Consider the following 15,000-nt stretch of genomic DNA (forward strand, 5'->3'; position numbering starts at 1 on the left):
GGCCACACCCGTACGCTGCCAGTGGCGGGCAGCGTACGGGTGTGGCCGACGGTTGCCTCGATCACCCTGCGCCGACCGGTACCCTCTCGCAGGTCACTGAAGGCGGCCGAGGGTCCCGGGGTACAAATACTTCCGTTCCGGGACGGTGGCGCCGTGTACCCAGGCATCGAAGAATCCGGCGAGGTCCGACCGGCCGGAGACCTTCTTCGCGAGTGCTTCGAACTGTAGCCAAGTGGCGTTGGAGTAGCGGTGCTCCTTCTGCCACTGCTGGAGGGTCCCGAAGAAGGCGGCGTCCCCGATGGTCCGCCGCAGGGCGTGCATCATCATCGACCCCTTGTCGTACAGCGCCGGGTCCAGCTCCCTACCCGGGCCCGGGTCGTAGAGCTTCACGTTCCAGAAGTCGGGGTCCTGTTCGCTCTCCTCCACCATGCTGGCGTAAAAGCCGGTGTCGAGGTCCGCGCCGCTCTTCTCTTCCCACAGCTGGTTGGTGTACTGGGCGACGCACTCGGCAATGCAGCCGTCACGCCAGTCCGAGAACGAGACGCTGTCGCCGAACCACTGATGGGCATACTCGTGCACCATCGAGGCGTCGAACATCACTCCGGCGTACGTCGGACGGCTCTGCGTCTCCAGTGCGAGGGGGCCGTTGCCGCCCCCCTCGGCTTCGCCGTTGATGACGATGCCGCCGGCCGAGGAGAAGGGGTACGGGCCGAACTTCGAGGCCAGGAAGCCGATGATCTCCGGGAGCAGCGCCTCGGACTCCGGGTCGATCACGGCACCGGGACTGTAGGCGTTGATGACCGGGGTGCCGTCGGCCAGTTTCGAGGTGTGAACCGTGAACTTGTCGATGGCCAGGGTGCTGAGGTAGGTGGCGACCGGCTTGTCCTCATACCAACGGAAGGTCTTTCTGCCCTTGGCCGGGGAAGTGGTGGGGCCGGGGCGGCCGTTGCCGATCACGGTCCAGGTGTCGGGGACCGTCGCGGTGAGCCGGAAGGTCGCCTTGTCGGACGGGTGGTCGTTGGCCGGGTACCAGGCGGTGGCGGAGTGCGGCTCGCCGGTGACGCTCGCCCCGCCGTCGGTGAGCCGGTGCCAGCTCTCGCCGACGGGCTTGCCGGAGTAGCGGACGCGGACGGCGAATTTCGCGCCCTTGGCGATCCGGTCGGCCGGGGTGATGACCAGTTCGTGTGCCCCACTGCGGGTGAAGCTCCTGACTGGGACGTCGTCGACGGTGACCGAGCCCACCTGGAAGCCCTCCAGGTCCAGGTGGAAGCTGTCGAGTCTGCCGGTGGCCATGGCGGTGACGGTGGTGTCGCCGTCGAGGTGGTCGGGGCGGGCCGGGTCGTAGGCCACGCGGACGTCGTAGTGGGAGACGTCGTATCCGGGGTTGCCGTCGTCGGGGAAGTACGGGTCCCCCACACCGGACCCGCCGCCGGTGGTGGCCGTGGAAGGCACGGCGGTCAGCAGCACGCTGCCTGCCAGGATGACCACCACCGCGGGGTATCGGTGCCGTCTGGTCGTACTGCGCATATGTCCTGCTCCTGTCCTCAGGGGCCGTGGTCGGTGATCAGCGAGAGGCGAGCTGCCAGGTCACGCTGAGAACGGCGTTGGTGCTGACGGTCTCGGTCTCGGGGTCCACGTTGTCGATGCGGTCGCATGCCTCGTGGAGGCACTCGCCGACGCCGGTGTTGAAGCCGGAGACCGGGATTCCTGCGCCGCCGAAGGACTCGTGGTCCGAGCCGCCGATGCCGATGTCGAAGGTGGGCAGGCCCTTGGCTGCGAAGTACGCCTCGAACGCCTCCGTAGCCCTGGGCTCGTCGTGGACGACGAGCCACTGCTGCACGTTCCTGGTGCCGGTCATGTCGAAGTTGAGGTAGACGTCGATCTTCTCGCGCCCGGCGGCCGAGAGCTTGCGCACGTAGTCCTTGGAGCCGATCAGGCCCTGCTCCTCCGCTCCCCACCATGCGAACCGCAGATGCCGCTTCGGCGCGGCACCCGCCCGCGACACGGCGACGGCGGTGGCGAGCACGGCAGCCGAGCCAGAGCCGTTGTCGTTCACACCGGGCCCGGCCTCGACGCTGTCGAGGTGGGCGCCGACGAGCACGACGTGGCCCGGGTCGCCTCCCGGCCAGTCCGCGATGAGGTTGTGTCCAAGGACGCCGTTGTGCGTGAAGGGCCGCAGGCCGGTGCGGAAGCCCGCCTTGTCCAGCACGCCCTTCACGTACGCCAGTGACTGCTGGAAGCCTTTGGTGCCGTGGGCGCGGTTGCCTCCGGTGCGGTCCGCGACCGACTGCAGCGCCCGCAGGTACGGCATGACCTGCTCCGTGGAGACGACGGGTATCCGCGGCGTCTTTGGCACGACGGGTTCGGCCGACGCCGCGGCGGGGACGGCGATCAGTGCCGCACACAGACCGAGTACCGCTGCCGTGCGCCGCATGCGGCTGAAGATCTCCATGCGTGACTCTCTCCTTGAAGGCAAGGCGGGATCCGGCCTGGAGCCGGAAGAAGAGAGTCGCTAGCTGATGTCAGAATAATGTTAGGAACCTGTGGCCGCGCGGTGGCCGTTATCCATGGGAGCCACGCGGTCCGTGCGGCGGCGGATACCGCCCCGGCGGGGCGGGCGGACGACAGTCGGCGCCAACCGCGTCCGCTTCCCGCTCGTACGGTGGGCGCTCGCCCCGCGCACGACGTGGCAGGCACGACGCCTGGCCGCTGACTTCGGCGAGGGGCTGGACGCCCGGACTGCTCACCGAAGACACCGAGATCGGCGGCCGGACCGTGCCGGGCGGCACCACGGCGATCTGCGGCATGCCCGCCGCCAACCGTGACGAGGACGTCTTCGACAACGCCGCGGAGATGGACCTCGGTCGGAGCCCCAACCCTCACCTCGTCTTCGGCGCCGGACCTCACTCCTGCCTCGGCCAGTCCCTGGCCCGTACCGAACTCCAGGTCGTGCTGGAGGTCCTGCTGCGCAAGCTGCCTGCCCTCGAACTTGCTGTGCCCGTAGACGACCTGCAACGGGTGGAAGGGCTCCTGGTCGGTGGTCTGCGCACGGTTCCCGCGCTCTGGTGACTCCTCACCGAACCCCCGGCGCGAGCGCCGAGCTGTCCGTTCAGCCGCCCCCACTGTCCGGACGAAGGGAGAACCCGCATGAAGGTCACCGTGGCGAAGAGAAGTGTTGCGGTGCAGGCCAGTGCGTCCTGATCGTCCCAGAGGTATTCGACCAACGCGACGACGACGGCATCGTCATCCTGCTGGACGGCATGCCGCCGCAGGATCAGCGGACCGCGACCCGTGCAGCTGCCGCGGTCTGCCCCGCAGCCGCCATCAACGTCGTTGACGACGCCTGACCCACCCAGCCTCGATTTCACGGCCGCCTTCCGATCCGCCAGGGGGCTGGCCGTCCCGCGCGCGTCTACCCGACCTCCGGCTCCGGGGGGGCCTGGTCGCGGAGCCAGGCATCCGGTCAGATCAGGGCCACAGTTTCTTGAGGTCCGGCTGGCCTCGTAGCGGTGCAGGGTCTCTCACCACTCCAGGCCGAGGAGGGATTCGCTCACGGCAGACGAGAAAGAGCCCCCGGGACTGGAACCACACCGGGAGGCCATGTCAACGTACAAACTCCCGGAAAACACCAGGTCAGAGACATGTAAGCAGTGAGGATGCCAGCCGTTCCGATGTTGCTCACCGTACCCCTTCTTCTCGTGCCACGGTCCCTACGATGGAGCTTGCCTGCCGCAGCCCACAGTTCGTTTTGTCCGCTTCAATGCCCAGATCCATCTGGCGCTTGTCGCCAGGAACGTATGTACCGCCCGGTCGGAAGCCGATTACGTCGCTCTTTCCCTGGTCTTGCGCCTCTGCGCGGCCGGGCTTTTCGGTAAGGACTTGGTGCATCGCGAAGATCGCCAAGCCCCTGATCACGCTCGCATGGCACAGCCCATCCTGGTGCTGTCGCCCGAGTTCTCGGTGCCCCGAGCGTGTGGTGACTCGCAACCTCAGACGACTCGCCGACAGCGGGCTGGTGGTCCTGGTCGAAGACGATGCCTACCCCGCGCTCAGGTCTTCCCGACTCACCTCGTAGCCCTCCAGAACGCGGGACGGAATATAGGCCACGATCCCCGGTTACCGAAACCGGGGATCGTAGAGAGGATTGACGGTGTTCCCTCCTGGCCGTGCTTGGCGGTGGAGCCGGAGAGGACATCGGACTCCGCCAGGTGCGTCTCTACGACGCGCGTGCACCGTGCTTACCTACCTGGCCAACAATGGGGTGCCGGATCACCTACTGGCACGATGGGCGGGGCACACCAACGTGAAGACCACCAAGCGCTGGTACGCGAAGCCGGACGTAGAGGACCTTCGTGGAGCCGCTACGACATGGGGAGGTCTTCACAGCGCTCAGGAGGGCGGTGTGTGAGATGGCTGTGAGACGTGGGAGCGTGTGAGCGTGAGCGAGACAGACAACAAGACGATGAAGTTCCAGGTAGACGGGCCAGAGGACGCACCCGTGCTGGTGCTGGGGCCCTCGCTCGGTACCACCTGGCACATGTGGGACCGCCAGATACCCGAGCTGTCCCAGCACTGGCGGATCTTCCGGTACGACCTGCCGGGCCACGGCGGAGCCCCCGCGCACCCCGCCGCCGCGGTCACCGACCTCGCCGACCGGCTCCTGGCCACCCTGGACAGCGTCGGCGTCCAGAGTTTCGGATACGTGGGCTGTTCCATCGGCGGCGCCGTCGGCGCCGACATCGCGCTGCGCCATCCGCAGCGGGTCGCCGCGCTGGCGCTCGTCGCGGCGTCGCCCCGCTTCGGCACCGCGGACGAGTTCCGGCAGCGCGGGGTGATCGTCCGCAGCAACGGCCTGGAGCCGATCGCCCGGACCTCCCCCGAGCGCTGGTTCACGCCCGGGTTCGCCGCCGCCCAGCCCGCCATCGTCGAGTGGGCCGTCCAGATGGTCCGCACCACCGACCCGGGCTGCTACATCGCCGCCTGCGAGGCCCTGGCCGCCTTCGACATCCGTACGGAACTCTCCCGTATCGGGGTGCCGACCCTCGTGCTGGTCGGGGCCGAGGACAAGGTCACCGGCCCCGCCGAGGCCCGGACCCTGGTCGCGGGCATTCCCGACGCCCGGCTCGCCCTCGTGCCCGGCGCCTCCCACCTGGCCCCGGTCGAGCAGCCTGCCGCCGTCACCGACCTGCTGCTGATGCACTTCTCGACCGCCTGGCAGGACACCCTGGCGTCGATCCCCGTGCCGCCGTCGCCTGGCTTCGCCGCTCCGTTCGCCCCTGTCGTCCCCGTCGCGGAGATCACCGCCGCGGTCGCTCTGCCCGACGCCTCCGTCACCGGGAGCGACGACCGGTACGACCGGGGCATGAAGGTCAGGCGCGAGGTGCTGGGCGACGCCCATGTGGATGCCGCCGGGACCGCGTCCGACGGCTTCACCGAGGACTTCCAGGAGCTCCTCACCCGCTATGCCTGGGGTGAGATCTGGAGCCGGGAGGGCCTCGACCGCAGATCCCGCAGCTGTGTCTCCCTCACCGCTGTCGTCGCCTCCGGGCACCTCGGCGGCCTCGCCCAGCACGTCAGGGCGGCCCTGCGCAACGGGCTCACCCCCGTCGAGATCAAGGAGGTGCTGCTCCAGACGGCCGTCTACTGCGGCATCCCGGCGGCAGGCGCGGCGTTCGAGATCGCGCAATCCGTGATCCAGGAGGAAACCACCCCGCCCGCGTAGCAGGATGGGGGCATGAACGATTCGTCTCTCACCCTCACCAAGAAGATCCACTCCTGCGTCCGCCTGGAGCGGAACGGCCGGACCCTCGTCATCGACCCCGGCGGGTTCGCCGAGGACGACGCGGCCGCGGGTGCCGACGCGATCCTGGTGACCCACGAACACCCGGACCACTTCAACGAGGAGCGGCTGCGCGCGGCGTTGGAGACCAACCCCGCCGCGCAGGTGTGGACCCTGCGCAGTGTGGCGGAGCAGGTGTCCGCAGCGTTCCCGGGGCGCGTGCACACGGTCGGGCACGGCGACACGTTCACCGCGGCGGGGCTCGACGTGCAGGTGCACGGAGAGCTGCACGCGGTGATCCACCCGGACATCCCGCGGATCACCAACATCGGTTTCCTCGTGGGCGGTTCGGTTTTCCACCCCGGTGACGCCTTCACGGTGCCCGATCACCCGGTGGACACGCTGATGCTGCCGGTCATGGCTCCCTGGAGCAAGATCTCGGAGGTCATCGACTACGTGCGCGAGGTGAAGCCGCGCCGGGCGATCGACATCCACGACGCCCTGCTCACCGACCTCGCCCGACCGATCTACGACATGCAGATCGGCGCCCTGGGAGGGGCGGACCACGGTCGGCTGACCCCGGGCGACGCGACCCTTCTCTGACCCGGTTGTCAGTGGCAGCGGTTAGGTTTGCTGCATGCGCATCGCCACGTGGAACGTCAATTCGATCACCGCCCGGCTCCCGAGGCTGCTGGCCTGGCTGGAGAGCAGCGGCACCGACGTGCTCTGTCTCCAGGAGACCAAGTGCACGCTGGAGCAGTTCCCCGCCGAAGCGCTGCGCGAGGCGGGCTACGAATCCGCGGTCAACGCCACGGGCCGGTGGAACGGCGTCGCGCTGCTCTCCCGTGTGGGCCTCACGGACGTCGTGACGGGCCTGCCGGACGGCCCGGAGTACGAGGGTGTGCAGGAGCCGAGAGCGGTCTCGGCGACCTGCGGCCCCGCCCGCGTCTGGTCGGTCTACGTGCCCAACGGCCGTGAGGTCGCCCACGACCACTACGCCTACAAGCTGCGCTGGCTCCAAGCCCTCCAGAAGGCCGTCGCATCCGACGCCGCGGGGGCGCTGCCGTTCGCGGTCCTCGGTGACTTCAACATCGCGCCGGCGGACGAGGACGTCTGGGACCCCTCGCTCTTCGAGGGCGCCACACATGTCACCCCCGCGGAGCGGGCCGCGCTCGCCACACTGCGCGAGGAGGGCCTTTCGGACGTGGTGCCGCGCCCCCTCAAGTACGACCACCCGTACACCTACTGGGACTACCGCCAGCTCAGCTTCCCGAAGAACAAGGGCATGCGCATCGACCTCGTCTACGGCAACGCCCCCTTCGCGGCGGCCGTGAAGGACAGTTACGTCGACCGCGAGGAGCGCAAGGGCAAGGGTGCCTCCGATCACGCCCCGGTGGTCGTGGACCTCGACGTCTGAGCCCCCGCACGCGCGGACGCCCAAGACCCGGTACGCGCGATGTCAACCCAAGGTTGACGCCCTCTGGGTGTCAACCTAGGGTTGCCTCATGACGAAGCCGCTGCACGCCGATCCGCCCATCCGCCTCGACGACCTCATCGACGCGATCAAGAAGGCCCACCCCGACGCGCTGGAGCAGCTCACCGGAGCCGTGGTCGCCGCGGACCACCTGGGTGAGATCTCCGACCACCTCATCGGCCACTTCGTGGACCAGGCGCGCCGCTCGGGCGCTTCATGGACGGACATCGGCCGGAGCATGGGGGTCACCCGGCAGGCCGCCCAGAAGAGGTTCGTGCCCAAGATGCCAGGCGAGGCCTCGGACCTGGACCCGAGCCAGGGCTTCGGCCGGTTCGACGCGAAGGCCAGGAACGTCGTCATGGCCGCGAACAACGAGGCGCACGCCGCGCGCAACGACGAGATCGGAGCGGGCCACCTGATCCTGGGCCTGCTGGCCGAGCCGGACTCCCTCGGCGCCCAGGTCATCTCCGGGCAGGGCATCTCGCCCGAGGCGGTCAGGGAGGCGGCGGTCCTCGCGCTGCCCGCCGCGGCGGACGAGGTCCCCGAGCTGATCCCCTACGACGCCGGGGCCCGCAAGGTCCTGGAGCTCACCTTCCGGGAGGCGCTGCGCCTCGGCCACGATCACGTCGGGGCCGGGCACATCGTGCTGGCCCTGCTGGAGTTCGAAGGGGGCGCGGGTGTGCTCTCGGGGCTGGGGGTCGACAAGGATGTGGCGTCCTCCGATGTCGCAGCCGCGGTGGCCGCCGAGGTCGCAGCCGGGTCCGACGATCCGGATCCCGCCGCGTCCGGCGAGCCGGAGCCCGGCGCGGAGGGCTGAGACGGCGGCCACCGGGCGCTTCGAAACGCGCCCGGCCGCCGGGCTGGACGCTCCCGACCCGCCTCAGTGCACCGAGAACCCGCCGTCGACGAACAGCGACTGCCCGGTGACGTAGGAGGACGCGGCGCTCGCCAGGAACACCGCCGCACCGGCGAAGTCCTGGGCCAGGCCGTTGCGTCCGACCATCGTGCGCGCGGCCAGCGCCGCGACCCGCTCGGGGTCGGACGACAGCCGCTCGTTGAGCGGCGTCATCACGAAGCCGGGCACCAGCGTGTTACAGGTGACTCCGGACGGTGACCAGGCCTCGGCCTGCGAGCGGGCCAGTGACTCGAGAGCACCCTTGGAGACCCCGTACGCACCGCTCTGCACGAACGCCCGGTGCGCCTGCTGGGACGTGATGTGGATGATCCGGCCGAAGCCCCGCTCGGCCATGCCGGGGCCGAAGCGTCGGCCCAGCAGATAGGGGGCCTTGAGGTTCACCGTCATCGTGGTGTCCCAGACGTCCTCGTCGAGCTCGCTCATCGGCGGACGCAGGTTGACGCCCGCGCAGTTGACGAGGATGTCGGGCTCGCCGAAGGCCGCCGCCGCTTCGTCGCCCGCCCTGCGCACGCCCTCGGCCGCCCCCAGATCGGCGCTCACCCACGCCGACCGGCAGCCGTCGGCGTCGAGTTCACCGACGGTCCGCACCAGTTCCGACTCCCTGCGTGCCACGACCACCACGCTCGCGCCGGCGTGCGCGAGCGCCCCGGTGATGGCCCGGCCGATCCCGGAGCTGCCGCCGGTCACCACGGCGACCCGGCCTTCCAGTGAGAAGAGTTCGGAGAGATAGTTCTGCGGCGTCATCTCCGTACCCTAGAGAAGTCGCCGGTTCAGGTGCGGGGCGGGTCCCGGAACCGGTACGGTCGCGCGCCCTGCGATGCGGATGCCCTCCGGGATGGGATCCTGGGGGTATGAAGATTCGCATCCTGGACAACTGGCGTAAACGTCAAGGCGGTACCCGGGGGGCGGCTCTCGCAGCCGCCGTCAGGACCGACCCGGACGGCGTGGCCGAGCTGTTCGCGGAATGTGAGTTGCTGCGAGCCCGCGCGGCGCAGTGCGGCCTCGAACTCGACGACACCCCAGCCTCGTTGTCCGCGCTCGACCAACTGCCGCCCATCTGGCGTGACGACCCTGAGGAGCTGCCCTGGGTGGGCAACGACGCCGGCCTCTACCTCGGCACCGTACTGGTGCGGACCGTGCCCGCTGCCGTCTGGGACATCCTGGCGAGCGGAAAGCCCGTGGTGCGGCTGGGATCCGGACGTGAGATCGATGTGGTCGCCGCCGGCCTGGACTGGGCGATGTCGGGCAGCCCCGAGCTCTCCGAGATGTACGCGGAGTCGGCGGAGAGCGGCCCCGAGGCCAAAACGCGATAAACAGCCTTATGTGCCGTCGGTGCGTGTCGGCTCCGAAGCGCGTGTCCACCCCGGATAGTTTGCGCTGACCTCGACACAAGCGATAAGTGGGTAGGGCAGCGTATGGCCGTCGATCCGTTGATCGAGCTGCGGGACGTCAACAAGTACTTCGGGAAGTTGCATGTCCTGCAGAACATCAATCTCACCGTCGGCCGCGGGGAGGTGGTGGTGGTCATCGGCCCCTCCGGATCGGGCAAATCAACACTCTGCCGGACCATCAACCGACTTGAGACGATCGAGTCCGGTCACATCGCGATCGACGGTAAGCCGCTCCCCGAGGAGGGGAAGGGGCTCGCGGAACTCCGGGCCGAAGTGGGCATGGTCTTCCAGTCGTTCAACCTGTTCGCACACAAGACCGTGCTGGCGAACGTCTCGCTCGCCCAGCTCAAGGTCCGCAAGCGCAAGAAGGACGAGGCCGACCGGCGCTCCCGGGAACTCCTGGAGCGGGTCGGGCTCGCCTCGCAGGCGGACAAGCTGCCCGCCCAGCTCTCCGGCGGCCAGCAGCAGCGCGTCGCCATCGCCCGCGCCCTCGCCATGGACCCCAAGGCGCTGCTCTTCGACGAGCCGACCTCCGCACTGGACCCGGAGATGATCAACGAGGTCCTGGAGGTCATGCGGCAACTCGCCCGTGAGGGCATGACCATGGTCGTCGTCACGCATGAGATGGGCTTCGCCCGGTCCGCCGCCAACCGCGTGGTCTTCATGTCCGACGGATGCATCATCGAGGACCGCACTCCGGAGGACTTCTTCACCTCCCCGGAGAGCGACCGCGCCAAGGACTTCCTGTCCAAGATCCTCAAGCACTGACAGGAGGCACCGTGTTGCGTACCAGGAACACCGCGGCCGCGCTGGTCTGCCTCCTGATCGCCGTGCTCTGTGCGGGCTGCGGCAGGGAGGGCAGCCCGCCGGTCAAGGGGCCCAAGGCAGGGGCGCTGCCCAAGTACAAGGTCGACACCGGATTCCGGCTGCCGCAGTCGAAGACGTGGACGAAGGCGAAGAAGCGCGGCTATCTCGTCGTGGGCGCCAAGGAGGACCAGCCCTACCTGGGCGAGAAGGACCCGGCCACCGGGGTCTACTACGGCTTCGACATGGAGATCGCCCGCATGCTGGCCGCCTCGATCGGCTTCGAGCCGGGCAAGGTCCGCTTCCGCACGATCGCCTCCGCCAACCGCGAGACGGCACTGCAGAACGGGCAGATCGACTACTACGTCGGCACCTACACGATCAACGACATGCGCAAGAAGCTCGTCGGATTCGCCGGGCCGTACTACATGGCAGGCCAGGGACTGCTGGTGCGTACGGACGAGAACGACATCCACGGCCCCCAGGACCTGGCGGGCAAGACCGTCTGCTCGGCCGCCGGGTCCACGCCGTACCAGCGCATCGCCGCCGACTACCCCAAGGCGGACCTCGTCGCGTACGACACCTACTCGATCTGCGTCGACAACCTGCTGACCTTCCAGGTCGACGCGGTCACCACGGACGACGCCATCCTGCTGGGCTTCGCGGCCAAGGCGCCGGACGAGATGAAGGTGGTCGGCAAGCCGTTCTCCGAGGAGCCGTACGGCATCGGGGTCCCGCGCAGCGACAACGCGCTGCGCGCCGCGCTCAACGACGCGCTGGAGGCCAACGAGAAGAACGGCAACTGGAAGAAGGCGTACGAAGCGACGCTGGGCCTCTCCGGGGCGCCCGCGCCGAAGCCGCCGCCCATCGACCGCTACCCGGCGAACTGAGGGGCCGGCCACCACCATGGATGTACTGACAGACAACTTCTCGCTCTACGGCAAGGGTTTCCTCGGCACCGTCGAGCTCACCGTGTACGCCTCGCTCCTGGCGCTGGCGCTCGGCTTCGTCATGGCGTCCTTCCGGGTCGCGCCCGTCGGCTCGCTCCGGGCGATCGGCACCGTCTGGGTCGCGGTCCTCCGCAACACCCCGCTGACCCTGCTGTTCTTCGCGGTACTGCTGGGCCTGCCGCGCTTCGGGCTCATCCTGCCCTTCCAGCTCTTCGCGGTCCTGGCGCTCGGCTGCTACACCTCCGCCTTCATCTGCGAGGCCCTGCGTGCCGGCATCAACACCGTGCCCACGGGACAGGGCGAAGCGGCCCGGAGCCTCGGGATGTCCTTCGGACAGACCCTGAACAACGTGGTGCTGCCGCAGGCCTTCCGGTCGGTGATCCCGCCGGTCGGCTCGACGCTCATCGCCCTCGCGAAGAACTCCGCGATCGCCGGAGCCTTCAGCGTCACCGAGCTGCTGGGCACCTACAAGACCCTCAACGAACTCGGCTACAGCATCATCTGGTCCTTCGTCTGGATCGCCGTCGGATACCTGATCATCACCCTCGCGATCAGTGCGATCTTCAACGTGTTGGAGAAGCGCTGGGGAGTCGCCCGATGACCCACTCCACCGCCAGCGCGCTGTACGACATCCCCGGGCCCGCCACCCGCAAGCGGCACTTCCTCTACGGGGTCCTGTCGACGGCCGTGATCCTCGGGCTGTTCGCCTGGCTCCTCTATCTGCTCTTCGACACGGACCAGTTCACCAGCGCGAAATGGACGCCCTTCACCTACAAGGGCATCCAGGAGCTGCTGTTGCGCGGGCTCGGCAACACGCTCAAGGCCTTCGCCTTCGCGGCGGTCCTCTCCCTCGCGCTCGGCGCGGTGCTCGCCGTCGGACGGCTCTCCGACCACAGACCGGTGCGCTGGATCGCGACGGTGCTGGTCGAGTTCTTCCGTGCCATGCCCGTGCTGGTGATGATCTTCTTCATCTTCGTCGCGCTCAAGGTCCAGCCGCTGCCGGCCCTGGTGGCCGGGCTGACCCTCTACAACGGATCCGTGCTCGCGGAGGTGTTCCGCACGGGGATCAAGTCCGTGGAGCGCGGGCAGCGGGAGGCGGCGTACGCGCTGGGCCTGCGCAAGACGCAGGTCACCACCCATGTCCTGGCCCCGCAGGCCGTCCGCGCGATGATGCCCACCATCATCAGCCAGCTCGTGGTGGCGCTGAAGGACACCTCGCTCGGCTTTCTGATCACCTACGAGGAGTTCCTCCACGCGGGCAAGCTGATCGCGTCGAACCTCGACTACGACCTGCCGTTCATTCCGGTGGTCATGGTGATCTCGCCCATCTACATCGGGATGTGCATGCTGCTCTCGTGGTTCGCGACCTGGATGGCCAGACGGCAGCGGCGCAACCCGAAAACGGAGGGCACGGGCGTCGCCGCCGCCGAGCCGGGGACGGTGCTGCCGGGCCGCCCCAAGTAGCCATCGGCGTGCCCGTCCGGCAGCAGCCGGTGATCACTCCCCGCACCGCGGACAAGCCCGGTCGGGGAGAAGGTCAGCTGTGTGCCGGTCGGGTCGCGGCCGATGCGACGAGGACCGGCGAGGTCACCGGGCGACATGTGACCGGCCCTGACCCGTGGGCGTGGAGTGCGGCTCCACGCCCACGGGGGAACGGCCGTCCCGGCGCCGGGTCCCAGGCAAGGCGAGGGGGCGGTCACACCCCCGGGAGGGAGATCGTCAGACTCCCCGCGCGGAAACGGCGAACGCCCTTACGCGCGCGGGAGCCGCACTGCGACATGCCGCCGGTCCCGGCCCGCACCGGGCCCGGGGCGTCCGGGCCTCAGCCGCAGGCCCGGCGCCCCGGGCACCGGTCCGCGGTGCGGGGGCCGCCTCTCGTGCGAGACGGCCCCCGGCCTCCGCCGCTGTCATCCCGGCGGGTGCAGCCCCTGGGAGCGCCTCGGCTACGCGTGCAAGGTGTCGAAGCGCCGTCGAGCCTCTTCGATCTCGTCGAGGTACCGGCGGGTCCATCCGCACATGCCGTTGACCGTGTCGCGCAGGGCGGCGCCGGGCTCGGTGAGGCGGTAGTCGACGCGCGGCGGCACCTCGGCGTACACCGTCCTGCGTACCAACCCGTCCCGTTCGAGCCCGCGCAGTGTCTGGGTGAGCATCTTGTGGCTGATGCCTTCCACCCCGCTCAGCAGTTCGGTGAACCGGAGGGTCCGGTCCGCCAGCACATTGATGATCAGCAGCGCCCACTTGTTGGCCACGCCGGAGAAGATCTCGCGGGCCGGCGAGTCGGCCCGCGTCACGTCCGCGTCATCGAGCGTGCGCTTGACCTGCTCGGTAACCATCAGGTTCCCCTCTCACCGCAAAGTGCGTTCTTCCACCTCAGAGCCTACGCACTTACGGTGCCTCGGTAACCGGAAGAGACCGACACCTGAGGCCTGGAGCAGCTCATGAGCATCCTGAAGACGTACGCCCGCCTGTGGACCGACGACCTCGACCAGGCGCTGCCGCTCCTCGTGGAACTCACCGGCACGCAACCGGAACTGCGGCTGGCCTTCGAGTCCGTGGAACTGGCCGCCATCGGCGACTTCCTCGTGATCGCGGGACCGGCCGACGAGCGTGCGAAGTACGCGCACGCCTCGGCCACCGTGGTCGTCGAGGACCTGGACGCCCTCGAAGCGACCCTGAAGGCCGCCGACGCCACCATCACCACTCCCATGGCGAGCGGCCCCACGGGGCGGTTCCTCTACGCCCGCCACGCCGACGGTTCGGAGGCCGAGTACGTCGAGTGGGTCCCGGAGCTGGTGCGGCGGATAGTGGGGTCCGGACCGCGCGTGTGACGTCCTGCGCCCGGCGCATCGGCGCATCGGAGAACCGGCGTACGGGACGGCCCGAGCCGAACCGGAGGTCCTGTTCAATGCGACGACACGTACCACCGCCCCGGCGCTGCTCAGCTCGCCGCGCGGTGGGAGGTGCGTGGGGCGGCGGGGAGCGGGGCCTGGGCCGTGCGTGTGACGTCGCCGACCAGTTCCACGACATCGGGTCCGTAGGCCTGGGAGTTGACCACCTTCAGGAGCAGGACGAAGGATCCGCCGCGGTGCTTGCGCTGGAGCTTCTCGTAGTTGCGCATCAGGTAGCGGGACGCTGCCTGGTTGGTGATGGCGCGCTGGCCGCAGAACAGGAAGACGGGGCGGGCGTCCTGGCCGCCTGTCAGGCGTGCGAGCAGGACGTGTTCGGAGACTCCGGGCTCCAGCCGGTAGCGCTCCGAGCCGATCTGGAAGGCCGCGCGGTCGGGGCCGGGCTCCGGGCCGGTGTTGATCTTCACGCCGGGCAGCAGGGACTGCAGGTGCGCGGCCATGCGGCGATTCGACCCCGGGCCGCCGACGCAGAACTCCGTGCGCTCGCCGAAGCCCTGGTGGGCTGTGTCGTGGGACACGATCTGCGCGTGTGCGGCGCAGTCCTTGATCAGGGCGGAGAGTTCGAGCAGGGCGAAGACGTCGTAACGGTGGACCGCGCCGTCGCCGCCGGCGTCGCGGTTGACGACCAGCAGGCATTCGGAGTTGCCCGGCAGCCCGAAAAAGGCCTGCTTACGGCGGAGTCTGCGCCGCCACAGGTAGGTGCGGGCCAGCCAGCCGAGGGCGGCACTGATCCCGGCGGCTATCAGACCGAGCACGATGTTGCGTACGTCGTCGTTCATG

The 15,000-nt window shown here is 69.1% G+C and carries 16 protein-coding genes and 1 pseudogene; 12 read left to right on the plus strand and 5 right to left on the minus strand.

Going from position 1 to position 15,000, the window contains the following annotated elements; translation table 11 throughout:
• Positions 1–93: 93 nt before the first annotated feature.
• Together AB0C75_RS28720 and AB0C75_RS28725 are read right to left on the minus strand one after the other, a co-directional pair.
• Complete coding sequence (locus tag AB0C75_RS28720; protein WP_362894639.1) at positions 94–1,527, minus strand: M1 family metallopeptidase; 1,434 nt, start codon at positions 1,525–1,527, stop codon at positions 94–96.
• Positions 1,528–1,564: 37 nt separating this feature from the next.
• Positions 1,565–2,452 (minus strand): M20/M25/M40 family metallo-hydrolase, encoded by an 888-nt coding sequence (locus AB0C75_RS28725; RefSeq protein WP_362894640.1) that lies wholly within the window; start codon positions 2,450–2,452, stop codon positions 1,565–1,567.
• Between the two features lie 290 nt (positions 2,453–2,742).
• Here AB0C75_RS28725 and AB0C75_RS28730 point away from each other — a divergent pair.
• The 6 genes and pseudogenes from AB0C75_RS28730 to AB0C75_RS28755 form a co-directional block, all read left to right on the plus strand.
• Positions 2,743–3,069: pseudogene (locus AB0C75_RS28730) on the plus strand (cytochrome P450); the annotation flags it as partial.
• A 53-nt stretch (positions 3,070–3,122) separates the two neighbouring features.
• The gene (locus tag AB0C75_RS28735; RefSeq protein WP_362894742.1) at positions 3,123–3,347 is read left to right on the plus strand and encodes a ferredoxin; all 225 of its coding nucleotides are present in this window, start codon (positions 3,123–3,125) and stop codon (positions 3,345–3,347) included.
• A gap of 1,091 nt (positions 3,348–4,438) precedes the next feature.
• The gene (locus tag AB0C75_RS28740) at positions 4,439–5,722 is read left to right on the plus strand and encodes an alpha/beta fold hydrolase (protein WP_362894641.1); all 1,284 of its coding nucleotides are present in this window, start codon (positions 4,439–4,441) and stop codon (positions 5,720–5,722) included.
• Positions 5,723–5,734: 12 nt separating this feature from the next.
• Positions 5,735–6,382, plus strand: coding sequence for an MBL fold metallo-hydrolase (locus AB0C75_RS28745; protein WP_362894642.1), 648 nt, complete (start codon positions 5,735–5,737; stop codon positions 6,380–6,382).
• Between the two features lie 34 nt (positions 6,383–6,416).
• Entirely contained in the window at positions 6,417–7,196 is a 780-nt protein-coding gene (locus AB0C75_RS28750; protein WP_362894643.1) for an exodeoxyribonuclease III, read from the plus strand.
• Positions 7,197–7,284: 88 nt separating this feature from the next.
• Positions 7,285–8,070 (plus strand): Clp protease N-terminal domain-containing protein, encoded by a 786-nt coding sequence (locus AB0C75_RS28755; RefSeq protein ID WP_362894644.1) that lies wholly within the window; start codon positions 7,285–7,287, stop codon positions 8,068–8,070.
• A 63-nt stretch (positions 8,071–8,133) separates the two neighbouring features.
• Here AB0C75_RS28755 and AB0C75_RS28760 read toward each other — a convergent pair whose 3' ends face one another.
• On the minus strand, positions 8,134–8,913 hold the full coding sequence (locus tag AB0C75_RS28760; protein ID WP_362894645.1) for an SDR family oxidoreductase: 780 nt from the start codon (positions 8,911–8,913) through the stop codon (positions 8,134–8,136).
• Between the two features lie 107 nt (positions 8,914–9,020).
• Here AB0C75_RS28760 and AB0C75_RS28765 point away from each other — a divergent pair, with 107 nt between their 5' ends.
• The 5 genes from AB0C75_RS28765 (at position 9,021) to AB0C75_RS28785 (ending at position 12,778) form a co-directional block, all read left to right on the plus strand.
• Entirely contained in the window at positions 9,021–9,482 is a 462-nt protein-coding gene (locus AB0C75_RS28765; protein ID WP_362894646.1) for a DUF6278 family protein, read from the plus strand.
• Between the two features lie 102 nt (positions 9,483–9,584).
• Complete coding sequence (locus tag AB0C75_RS28770; RefSeq protein WP_362894647.1) at positions 9,585–10,328, plus strand: amino acid ABC transporter ATP-binding protein; 744 nt, start codon at positions 9,585–9,587, stop codon at positions 10,326–10,328.
• Between the two features lie 11 nt (positions 10,329–10,339).
• A complete protein-coding gene (locus AB0C75_RS28775) occupies positions 10,340–11,254 on the plus strand; it encodes a glutamate ABC transporter substrate-binding protein (RefSeq protein ID WP_362894648.1) in 915 nt (304 codons plus the stop codon).
• Between the two features lie 16 nt (positions 11,255–11,270).
• A complete protein-coding gene (locus AB0C75_RS28780) occupies positions 11,271–11,915 on the plus strand; it encodes an amino acid ABC transporter permease (RefSeq protein WP_362894649.1) in 645 nt (214 codons plus the stop codon).
• Positions 11,912–12,778: an amino acid ABC transporter permease gene (locus AB0C75_RS28785; protein WP_362894650.1), complete on the plus strand. Its 867-nt coding sequence runs from the start codon at positions 11,912–11,914 to the stop codon at positions 12,776–12,778. Before AB0C75_RS28780 ends, AB0C75_RS28785 begins: the two co-directional genes overlap by 4 nt.
• 479 nt (positions 12,779–13,257) lie before the next feature.
• Here the strand turns inward: AB0C75_RS28785 and AB0C75_RS28790 are convergent, their stop codons facing one another.
• Entirely contained in the window at positions 13,258–13,647 is a 390-nt protein-coding gene (locus AB0C75_RS28790; RefSeq protein WP_362894651.1) for a helix-turn-helix domain-containing protein, read from the minus strand.
• A 105-nt stretch (positions 13,648–13,752) separates the two neighbouring features.
• Here AB0C75_RS28790 and AB0C75_RS28795 point away from each other — a divergent pair, with 105 nt between their 5' ends.
• Positions 13,753–14,142, plus strand: a complete 390-nt coding sequence (locus tag AB0C75_RS28795) for a VOC family protein (RefSeq protein ID WP_362894652.1) — start codon at positions 13,753–13,755, stop codon at positions 14,140–14,142.
• A gap of 110 nt (positions 14,143–14,252) precedes the next feature.
• On the opposite strand, the gene AB0C75_RS28800 is transcribed toward AB0C75_RS28795, so the two are convergent.
• Positions 14,253–14,999 carry a hypothetical protein gene (locus tag AB0C75_RS28800; RefSeq protein WP_362894653.1) on the minus strand — a complete coding sequence of 249 codons (747 nt, stop codon included), beginning with the start codon at positions 14,997–14,999 and terminating at the stop codon, positions 14,253–14,255.
• Between the last annotated feature and the right edge of the window lies 1 nt (position 15,000).

Source organism: Streptomyces sp. NPDC048565, assembly GCF_040650935.1.
In the GTDB taxonomy this organism is placed as follows: domain Bacteria; phylum Actinomycetota; class Actinomycetes; order Streptomycetales; family Streptomycetaceae; genus Streptomyces.

Coding starts and splice junctions, on each gene's coding strand:
- AB0C75_RS28720 (WP_362894639.1), bottom strand. CDS start 1,527: ATGCGCAGTACGACCAGACGGCACCGATACCCCGCGGTGGTGGTCATC.
- AB0C75_RS28725 (WP_362894640.1), bottom strand. CDS start 2,452: ATGGAGATCTTCAGCCGCATGCGGCGCACGGCAGCGGTACTCGGTCTG.
- AB0C75_RS28745 (WP_362894642.1), top strand. CDS start 5,735: ATGAACGATTCGTCTCTCACCCTCACCAAGAAGATCCACTCCTGCGTC.
- AB0C75_RS28750 (WP_362894643.1), top strand. CDS start 6,417: ATGCGCATCGCCACGTGGAACGTCAATTCGATCACCGCCCGGCTCCCG.
- AB0C75_RS28755 (WP_362894644.1), top strand. CDS start 7,285: ATGACGAAGCCGCTGCACGCCGATCCGCCCATCCGCCTCGACGACCTC.
- AB0C75_RS28760 (WP_362894645.1), bottom strand. CDS start 8,913: ATGACGCCGCAGAACTATCTCTCCGAACTCTTCTCACTGGAAGGCCGG.
- AB0C75_RS28765 (WP_362894646.1), top strand. CDS start 9,021: ATGAAGATTCGCATCCTGGACAACTGGCGTAAACGTCAAGGCGGTACC.
- AB0C75_RS28770 (WP_362894647.1), top strand. CDS start 9,585: ATGGCCGTCGATCCGTTGATCGAGCTGCGGGACGTCAACAAGTACTTC.
- AB0C75_RS28780 (WP_362894649.1), top strand. CDS start 11,271: ATGGATGTACTGACAGACAACTTCTCGCTCTACGGCAAGGGTTTCCTC.
- AB0C75_RS28785 (WP_362894650.1), top strand. CDS start 11,912: ATGACCCACTCCACCGCCAGCGCGCTGTACGACATCCCCGGGCCCGCC.
- AB0C75_RS28790 (WP_362894651.1), bottom strand. CDS start 13,647: ATGGTTACCGAGCAGGTCAAGCGCACGCTCGATGACGCGGACGTGACG.
- AB0C75_RS28795 (WP_362894652.1), top strand. CDS start 13,753: ATGAGCATCCTGAAGACGTACGCCCGCCTGTGGACCGACGACCTCGAC.
- AB0C75_RS28800 (WP_362894653.1), bottom strand. CDS start 14,999: ATGAACGACGACGTACGCAACATCGTGCTCGGTCTGATAGCCGCCGGG.